This is a genomic window from Mesorhizobium sp. M7A.F.Ca.US.007.01.2.1 (assembly GCF_003998165.1).
Taxonomy (GTDB): Bacteria; Pseudomonadota; Alphaproteobacteria; order Rhizobiales; family Rhizobiaceae; genus Mesorhizobium; species Mesorhizobium ciceri.
The window spans coordinates 1-7723 of sequence record NZ_RZQP01000262.1 but is presented as its reverse complement, the minus strand read 5'-3'; the positions used below and the strand labels follow the sequence as shown (position 1 = coordinate 7723).

General features: G+C 61.2%; 11 protein-coding genes. 6 read left to right on the top strand and 5 right to left on the bottom strand.

All coding sequences use genetic code 11. The annotated features are described in order from the left end of the window. On the bottom strand, window positions 1-187 hold a 187-nt coding region (locus tag EN949_RS36210; RefSeq protein WP_206534977.1), incomplete at its 3' end, for a hypothetical protein. A 78-nt stretch (window positions 188-265) separates the two neighbouring features. Between EN949_RS36210 and EN949_RS30210 the strand changes: the two genes are divergently transcribed. Then, window positions 266-451 carry a hypothetical protein gene (locus EN949_RS30210; RefSeq protein ID WP_027160508.1) on the top strand — a complete coding sequence of 62 codons (186 nt, stop codon included), beginning with the start codon at window positions 266-268 and terminating at the stop codon, window positions 449-451. Between the two features lie 232 nt (window positions 452-683). Then, on the top strand, window positions 684-1631 hold the full coding sequence (locus EN949_RS30205) for an alpha/beta hydrolase (protein WP_127370350.1): 948 nt from the start codon (window positions 684-686) through the stop codon (window positions 1629-1631). Between the two features lie 27 nt (window positions 1632-1658). On the opposite strand, the gene EN949_RS30200 is transcribed toward EN949_RS30205, so the two are convergent. Then, entirely contained in the window at window positions 1659-2558 is a 900-nt protein-coding gene (locus tag EN949_RS30200) for a LysR substrate-binding domain-containing protein (protein ID WP_013531163.1), read from the bottom strand. 221 nt (window positions 2559-2779) lie between these two features. Between EN949_RS30200 and EN949_RS30195 the strand changes: the two genes are divergently transcribed. The 4 genes from EN949_RS30195 to EN949_RS30175 all read left to right on the top strand — a co-directional run bounded on the left by EN949_RS30195 (window position 2780) and on the right by EN949_RS30175 (window position 4916). After that, window positions 2780-2965, top strand: a complete 186-nt coding sequence (locus tag EN949_RS30195) for a hypothetical protein (RefSeq protein ID WP_013531162.1) — start codon at window positions 2780-2782, stop codon at window positions 2963-2965. A 339-nt stretch (window positions 2966-3304) separates the two neighbouring features. Next, window positions 3305-3439, top strand: a complete 135-nt coding sequence (locus tag EN949_RS37165) for a hypothetical protein (RefSeq protein WP_013531161.1) — start codon at window positions 3305-3307, stop codon at window positions 3437-3439. 345 nt (window positions 3440-3784) lie between these two features. Beyond that, window positions 3785-4723: a GlxA family transcriptional regulator gene (locus EN949_RS30180; protein ID WP_348625597.1), complete on the top strand. Its 939-nt coding sequence runs from the start codon at window positions 3785-3787 to the stop codon at window positions 4721-4723. Between the two features lie 13 nt (window positions 4724-4736). After that, window positions 4737-4916, top strand: coding sequence for a DUF1778 domain-containing protein (locus EN949_RS30175; RefSeq protein WP_245267527.1), 180 nt, complete (start codon window positions 4737-4739; stop codon window positions 4914-4916). Here EN949_RS30175 and EN949_RS30170 read toward each other — a convergent pair whose 3' ends face one another. The 3 genes from EN949_RS30170 to EN949_RS30160 form a co-directional block, all read right to left on the bottom strand. After that, window positions 4917-5699: an ABC transporter ATP-binding protein gene (locus tag EN949_RS30170; RefSeq protein ID WP_013531158.1), complete on the bottom strand. Its 783-nt coding sequence runs from the start codon at window positions 5697-5699 to the stop codon at window positions 4917-4919. It abuts the gene before it with no gap. Beyond that, entirely contained in the window at window positions 5696-6469 is a 774-nt protein-coding gene (locus EN949_RS30165) for an ABC transporter permease (protein ID WP_013531157.1), read from the bottom strand. The genes EN949_RS30170 and EN949_RS30165 overlap by 4 nt, the downstream gene beginning before the upstream one ends. Before the next feature lie 107 nt (window positions 6470-6576). Next, the gene (locus EN949_RS30160) at window positions 6577-7527 is read right to left on the bottom strand and encodes an ABC transporter substrate-binding protein (protein ID WP_024501319.1); all 951 of its coding nucleotides are present in this window, start codon (window positions 7525-7527) and stop codon (window positions 6577-6579) included. Window positions 7528-7723 lie beyond the last annotated feature (196 nt).

Below are 7723 nucleotides of genomic sequence, written 5' to 3'. Positions count from 1 at the left end.
GGATGGCGTTGCCGGCGACGCCGCTCCGCGCCGGCGTTCGCGCGAAGGCCACGAGGGGCGGAGGCGTGGACGGGAATAAGCGGCCCGCCCCCGCCAACACCTTTCGAAACTCATTTGCATGCAAATGTTTCCGGATCGTCTGATCCGGAAACCAAAACGCTGTTTTCGTGAAATTCGCCAGATACATGGCAGGCGCATTCAACCGGCATCGAACGGCAGGCAGGAAATATCTTTCAGCCGCTGCAACGCTCCAGGGGAGACAACGATGTCAATGCTCGAAAGCCTGAGCCGCTATGGCACCGCCATCAGACAAGCCCATGACCGCAGCAAGGCGCGGCGCCTGCTGAACAGCCTGCCGCCCGAAATCCAGAAGGACATCGGCTGGCCGGTGTCGCCGCGATCCAGTGAAAGGGCATCCCTCAGCAACGCTATCTGGAGCGCCGCGCGCTGATGACCTTCGCCGACAAATGCAAATTGCTCGGCATGCGCCGGGAACCTCGCATGTCCCCGGCGACCACCAGCAACCGGCTGCGAGCCGCACTTTTACCGCGTCGCTGACCACTGCGGCGCGGATCAAACCGCCGTGTAGACGCGGGCGCAAATCTTGACATTTTCAGCCACGGCACAATCTTTCGATTTAGGGGGTTCTCTTAGTCGGCTTTGGCCGAAGTTCGTGTATTCGCATGCCAAGTTTGAAAAGCCATGTCGTGTCTTTTGTCTTGCGGCACAGCCGTAAGCAGGCATTTGCCAGTCCGGAAAATCTGCAGCGCTGGATCGCGGCCGCGCGCAAGACCGAGAACCACCGGCCGCCCGCCTCGCTACACCAGCGTCTCGACATCGAGATGCATACGGTCGATGGCTTCCCCGTATACGAAATCCCACCCAAGTCCGGCGAACAGAAGCGGATTCTCTACTTGCACGGCGGCGCCTATGTCTTTGAAATCACGCCCTATCATTGGCACCTGATTGCCGACATGGCGGATCGGTTGGGCTACGCAATCACGGTGCCGATCTATCCAATCGCTCCCGAACATGATTTCCACGCCATGTTCGGAATGGTTGGCGATGTTTACCGGCAGATGCTCGCCGAGACGGAGGCCGAGGACATCGTCTTCATGGGCGATTCCGCCGGCGGCAACATGGCTGTGGTGCTGACCATGATGGCCGCCGAAGAAGGACTGTCCCTGCCGTCACGACATGTGCTCATTTCGCCGGGTCTCGACGTGTCGCTCACCAATCCCGCAGTGTTCGAGGCGGAACGCAACGACCCTTGGCTGGGCATAGCTGGCGGACGAGAGGCGATTCGTCTGTACAGTGCCGGCATCGATCCCAGCGACTGGCATATCAGCCCGGTCTATGGAGATCTGTCAGTGCTGCCAAGAACACTGCTTTTGACAGGCTCGCGCGATCTTTTGACGCCCGACAATCTGATCTTCGCGGAAAAAGCCCGCGCCGCCGGCGTTGAAATCGATCTTGTCTATGAGGAAGGCATGTTCCACGTCTGGCCGCTGATCGACATGCCGGAGGCCCGGCGCGCCCGCGAGCGCATCGTCGAATTTCTCGGGGAGAGCCGGATCGTGCAAGACACGAGAGTAAGGCCTGAACAGCGCCCCGCCGAAGCGGCGGAGTAGCTCTATATTGTCGTCCTTACCAGCCGGTCAGAACTTGCCGGTTTCCCGGAACACTTCGAAGGTCGCGCGGATGTGGTCGGCGACGGCCTTGACCGGCGCGCTGGCGTCCGGCGCCACCACCATCGCCAGATTGTAGGTGCCGATGTCGGGCATGCCGTCCTTCGGGCAGAGTTCGACCATGTCGTTGCCGAGAAACGACTTCGGCAGCGGCGCCACGGCGAGATCGGACATGATCGCGGCGCGCTGGCCGGCCGTGTGCGCGCTCATATAGGCGATGCGGTAGTTGCGGCCCTCGCGGCCAAGCGCATCGAGCGCTCCGGCGCGCCAGGCGCAGCCCTCTTCCCAAAGCGACACCGGCAAGGGCTCGCGCAGATGCGCGCAGCCACCCTTGGCGCCGGCCCAGACAATCGGCTCGGTCAGCAGCACCTCGGCGCCGAGCGCGCTGGTCTTGTAGGAATTGGTCAGCAGCGTGATGTCGAGCGCCCGGTCGTCCATGCGCCGGCGCAGATTGCTGCTCTGGTCGATGGTGACGTCGACGGCGATCGACGGATGCGACTGCGCGAAACGCTTCAGCACATGCGGCAGCACGCGCTCGCCGTAATCGTCCGGCGAACCAAGCCGCACGACACCGACAATCTCGGGAATGATGAACTTCGACACCACCTCGCGGTTGATCGACAGCAGCCGGCGGGCATAGCCGAGCAGCATCTCGCCGTCCGTGGTCAGCGACACCGAGCGGGCGTCGCGCGCGAACACGGAGCGGCCGAGAATGTCCTCCAGCTTCTTGATCTGCATGGAGACGGCCGACGGCGTGCGAAAGACGGCATTGGCGGCGGTGGTGAAGCTGCCGGTCTCGGCAATCGCCACGAAAGTGCGCAAAACGTCGAGATCGAGCAGTGGCAGCGGATGATTGAGCGGGGCGTTCATGGCAACCGACCTTCAATTTTTCTGATACAAAACATCATTCCATTTCGTTTGATTGAACATCAGATTGGGAGGATAGTCAACTCCATCGAATGAGGCAGCTGCCACAAGCAGCCATGAAACGACCCCGACACAGACCTGCATTCGACACGAAATGAAGTTGAAACAAACCCGACGTAACCAACGCGCTGTCTGGCACCCGCCAGCCACCAAAGGAGAAAGAAATGTCTATCCTGTCGTCTCTTGGTCGCATCGCGACCGAATTCAGCGCGGCACGCGCCCGCTACCAGACCGAGCGCGCCATCCGTTCCTTGCCGATCGAACTGCAGAAGGATATCGGCTGGCCTGAGGCTTCCGACACCAAGACCGGTACTCGCAATGGCATCGGATCCTGGGCTGGAGCAAAGTAGATCGTGTGTACTATGTGCTGAAGGCCTGCCGCGCGAACCGCCCGGCAGGCCTTCTCTATTTTATTTGTATTCAAATGAGTTTTGGAGCCATGTCGCCAACGCATGACGCATATGAGAAAGCCGCATAGCAGCTCCTGTTTTCACTTAATGCCTTGTAAATGATCGTAAATTTTGGGCACCTTGCCCAAATCTATCGCAATCGATGTCGCATTTCATATCAAGCGGTTCGCTTTTGCGATTTAGTTTCTGCTTACACAAGCCTATATCAGCGCCAGCAAACGAGCTGCCCCACTCCATCAAGCGAAGGCGACCCGTCTGAGCAACCGAATGGAGATGATTATGAAGCTTTTTGCCCGCCTCTTTGCCCGCCGCGAAATGAACCTGACCACCGCTCTCGAGCGTCAGCGTCTCGCCAACACCATGCCCGGCCAGACTGGCGCCATGAATGCGGCGCGCCTCGGCTTCGTCGCCTGAAGATTTTCCAGGCAGCGCATCCCTGCCGCTGCTTTAAAACTGCAACGCCGCCTGGCTCCAGCCAGAGCGGCGTTTTTGTTCTGCGCACAGGCTGTACGCTGCCTGTCCCTTGAACAGTTCGTGCCACTTCCGGGCCCCGCTGCACGCCGATTGCCCATTTGCGACCCATGTCGCAAATTTAATCTTGTCGTAGCGGCGTAGCCGATTGACAGACATGGTTTTTCCTGATGTCGCTATGCTATTCGCGACATCCTGTTCGCGCCATGGCTGTGTGAGGTTCCCTTGAACGCCGTAAAGCATCCGATCAAGCGGTCGTTTGTATTCTTCCTTATTCCCGATTTCACCATGATCGCCTTTGCGACCGCGCTCGACCCGCTGCGCTCGGCCAATCGCATGCTCGGCTACGAGGCCTATCGCTGGCGCCTCGCCAGCATCGACGGCAAGCCGGTGCGCGCCTCGAACGGAGTCGAGTGCGCGGTCAACACGTCGCTCGAGGATGAACGCAAGAAGATGGCAGGCCCCGATCGGCCGAACATGGCCATCGTCTGCAGCGGCATCAATGTCGAGCGCTACCAAAACAAGTCCGCCTTCGCCTGGCTGCGCGAGGAATACAATCGCGGCGTCGCCGTTGGCGGCCTGTGCACCGGCGCGCATATCCTCGCCGCCGCCGGCCTGTTGTCCAACAAGCGCTGTGCCATCCACTGGGAGAACCTGCCGGGCTTTTCCGAGGCGTTCCCGAAGGCCAATGTCTTTGCCGACCTCTTCGAGATCGACCAGAACATCTACACCTGCGCCGGTGGCACCGCCGCACTCGACATGATGCTGAAGCTGATCGGCGACGACTTTGACGAGAACCTCGTCAACCGCGTCTGCGAGCAGGTGCTGACCGACCGCGTGCGCAGCCCCACCGACCGCCAGCGCCTGCCGCTGCGCGCCCGCCTCGGCGTCCAGAACTCGAAAGTGCTGACCATCATCGAACTGATGGAGGGCAATCTGTCGGAGCCGCTGTCACTGATCGAGATCGCCGATCATGTCGACCTGTCGCGCCGCCAGATCGAGCGGCTGTTCCGCACCGAGATGGGCCGCTCCCCCGCCCGCTATTATCTCGAAATCCGACTCGACCGCGCTCGGCACCTGCTGATCCAGTCCTCGATGCCAGTGGTCGAGGTGGCGGTCGCCTGCGGCTTCGTCTCGGCCTCGCATTTCTCCAAATGCTACCGCGAACTCTACGCCCGCTCGCCGCAGCAGGAGCGCGTCGACCGCAAGCAACTGCTGGCCGCCTGAGCAGAGGTGTCACGTGAGTACGAGAACGACTCGACCCGAAAGGCTGGCCGACCGGCGCATCTTTCCTCTCGATGTCGAAAAATGGCTAGCGTTCAAGGCGGCTCTGGACGCCCCGAAACGTGATCTTCCTCGCCTCAAGCGTCTGTTGAGCGAGCCAAGTATCTTTCCAGATGATCAGGCTGTGTCGGTCTGACTACGCCTGCGCCGTGCGCATCGCCTCGACCCGAATATCCTCGGTCAGCCGCGCTTTCAGCGCCGAGAATTCCGGGCTGGTCTTCAGCGTGTAATGGCGCGGATGCGGCAGGTCGATGGCGACATCCGACTTGATGCGGCCGGGCCGCGCCGTCATCACGATGACGCGCGAGGCCATGAAGATCGCCTCCTCGATGTCATGGGTGACGAACAGCACCGTCTTTTGGCGCCGTTCCCAGATGCCGAGCAGCAGTTCCTGCATCAGACCGCGCGTCTGGTTGTCGAGCGCGCCGAACGGCTCATCCAGCAACAGGATCTCCGGATCGTTAGCCAGCGCCCGGGCGATCGCCGTGCGCTGCTGCATGCCGCCGGAGAGCTGCTTCGGCCAATGGTTCTCGAACCCTTTCAGGCCGACGAGATTGACGTAGGAAGCGACGACCCCGTCCCGCTCCTTTTCGGGCATTCCGCGTTCGCGCAAGCCGAAAGCGATGTTCTGCGCCACAGTCAGCCAGGGAAACAGCGTGTAGGACTGAAAGACCATGCCGCGATCCGGCCCCGGCCGGGTCACCGCCTTGCCGTCGAGCAGCACACGGCCCTCGCTCGATGCTTCCAGGCCCGCGACAATCCTGAGCAGTGTCGACTTCCCGCAGCCGGACGGCCCCAGAATAGTGATGAAGTCGTTGGCGGCGACCGCCAGGTCGATCGGCATCAGCGCCTTGACCGGCTGACCGCCGCGCACGCCGGCAAAGGTGCGCGAAACGCCCTCGATGAGAAGCTTGTTCACGCCAGGCTCCACGGAAAGAGCCAGCGGTTGAAGGCCTTGAAGGCGAAGTCGGACAACAGCCCGATCAGTCCGATGACGATGATGCCGAAGATGATCTGACCCGTCGCCAGCCGCGACTGACTGTTGATGATCATGTAGCCGATGCCGGATGACGAGCCGATCAGTTCCGCGACGATGACATAGGTCCAGGCCCAGCCGAGCACCAGCCGCAGCGTCTCGGCGATCTCCGGCGCATTGGCCGGCATGATCACCCGGTTGACGATGCCGCTGTTGGTGGAACCCAGCGTGTAGGCGGCCTCGACCAGATCGCGTCGTGTGCCGCCAACTTTGACCGCGATGATGAGGACGATCTGGAACACCGAGCCGACGAAGATGACCAGCAGTTTTTCCAGCTCGCCGATGCCGGCCCACAAGATGAGCAGTGGGATGAATGCCGACGCAGGCAAGTAGCGGGCGAAGGAGACAAAAGGCTCCAGAAACGCCTCCACCGGCTTCCAGGCGCCCATCGCGATGCCAAGCGGTACCGCGACGACCGAGGCAAGCAGGAAGCCGCCGAAGACGCGCCAGATGGTGATCAGAACGTCGAGCCAAAAACGGTCTTCGACCAAAAGCCGCCAGCCATCCCGCAGCATCGACAGCGGATCGGCGAGGAAGATGCGGTTGACGTGGCCGCCTAGCGTGATCCAAGCCCAGAAGGCCACGAAAAGCACGAAGAAGGAAATGCCGAGCACGGTTCGGATGCCCGGCGAGACGGGATGCAAGGGGCGCATCGTCAAATCGTCGCCATTTTCAAATGGTCCCCATGCTCAAATCGCGCTTTGTCCAAGAGAAGGCGGCAGCGCCAGGCGCCGCCGCTTGATGGTCAAAGGCCGAACGATCAGTTCGAAACCGCGCTGGTGTCAGCCAACGTGGTGACGTCGGGCGCTTCCTTGATCAGTCCCATCTGCAGCAGCAGTTCGCCGGCGGTCTTGGAAAAGTCCTGGAATTCCTTGGTGAAGAACTGTTTGTTCTCCGCCCGGTCGGCCCATTTCAGGTATTTCGCCGAATCCTCGAATTCCTTGGCCGACTGTTTCACGTCGGCACCCATGGTCTCGTAGGATTTCTGCGGATCGCTCTTGATCAGGTCGAGTGCATCAAAATAGCTGTCGGCCAGCGCCTTGGCGGCATCCGGATTGGTTTTCAGGAATTCGGGTGTGCAGCCCACCGTGTCGAGCACCATCGGGTAGTCGAGCGTCGTCGCCAGGATATGGCCCTGGTCCGACTTGTCGCGCACCGCCGAGATGAACGGCTCGTAGGTGACGGCGGCGTCGTTCTGCCCGGCGAGGAAAGCTTGCGCCGCCGCATCAGGCTCCAGATTGACGACGGTGACGTCCTTCGTCGACATGCCGTTCTTGTTCAGCACCCAGGCGAGCATGAAATAGGGCGACGTGCCCGGCGCCGATGACGCGACGTTCTTGCCCTTGAGATCGGCGACGGTCTTGATGTTGTTGCGGGCGACGATGCCGTCGGCGCCGTAGGATTTGTCGAGCTGGAAGATCTGCTTGGTGGTGACGCCGCTGGCGTTCCACACCAGCCAGGTCTCCACCGTGGTGGCCGCGCATTGCAGGTCGCCGCTGGCGATGGCGAGCGGCCGGCTCGCTTGCGGCACCTTTTTCAAGGTCACGTCGAGTCCGTGTTTCTCGAAGATGCCCGCCTGCTTCGCAAGCGTCAGCGGCGCGAAGCCTGTCCAGCCGCTGATGCCGATAGTGACCGAGGTGGCAGCCATCGCCGGTGCGGACAGGCCGGCGGCAAGTGTCAGAGTTGCGGTAAGAACGGCGATCCTGTTCATGTCGGTTCCCCTTTTGTTTTTGCTGGGGAATTGTCTCACAGACGCCAATCGGCTTGTCAATGAACAGCTTGGTGAGGCAACCGGCAGGCCCGGCTCTGCTGTCGGCCAATGGCTACCACCGCCAGAAATCCATCGTGGCTAATCCAAAATGGCCTCAATAATCGTCGCAGGTGCACTCCGCCGACGATATACGGTC

What these genes read in the sequence shown, in the direction of transcription:
- EN949_RS30210 (WP_027160508.1), top strand. Translation starts at nt 266, where the DNA reads ATGTCAATGCTCGAAAGCCTGAGCCGCTATGGCACCGCCATCAGACAA.
- EN949_RS30205 (WP_127370350.1), top strand. Translation starts at nt 684, where the DNA reads ATGCCAAGTTTGAAAAGCCATGTCGTGTCTTTTGTCTTGCGGCACAGC.
- EN949_RS30200 (WP_013531163.1), bottom strand. Translation starts at nt 2,558, where the DNA reads ATGAACGCCCCGCTCAATCATCCGCTGCCACTGCTCGATCTCGACGTT.
- EN949_RS30195 (WP_013531162.1), top strand. Translation starts at nt 2,780, where the DNA reads ATGTCTATCCTGTCGTCTCTTGGTCGCATCGCGACCGAATTCAGCGCG.
- EN949_RS37165 (WP_013531161.1), top strand. Translation starts at nt 3,305, where the DNA reads ATGAAGCTTTTTGCCCGCCTCTTTGCCCGCCGCGAAATGAACCTGACC.
- EN949_RS30180 (WP_348625597.1), top strand. Translation starts at nt 3,785, where the DNA reads ATGATCGCCTTTGCGACCGCGCTCGACCCGCTGCGCTCGGCCAATCGC.
- EN949_RS30165 (WP_013531157.1), bottom strand. Translation starts at nt 6,469, where the DNA reads ATGCGCCCCTTGCATCCCGTCTCGCCGGGCATCCGAACCGTGCTCGGC.
- EN949_RS30160 (WP_024501319.1), bottom strand. Translation starts at nt 7,527, where the DNA reads ATGAACAGGATCGCCGTTCTTACCGCAACTCTGACACTTGCCGCCGGC.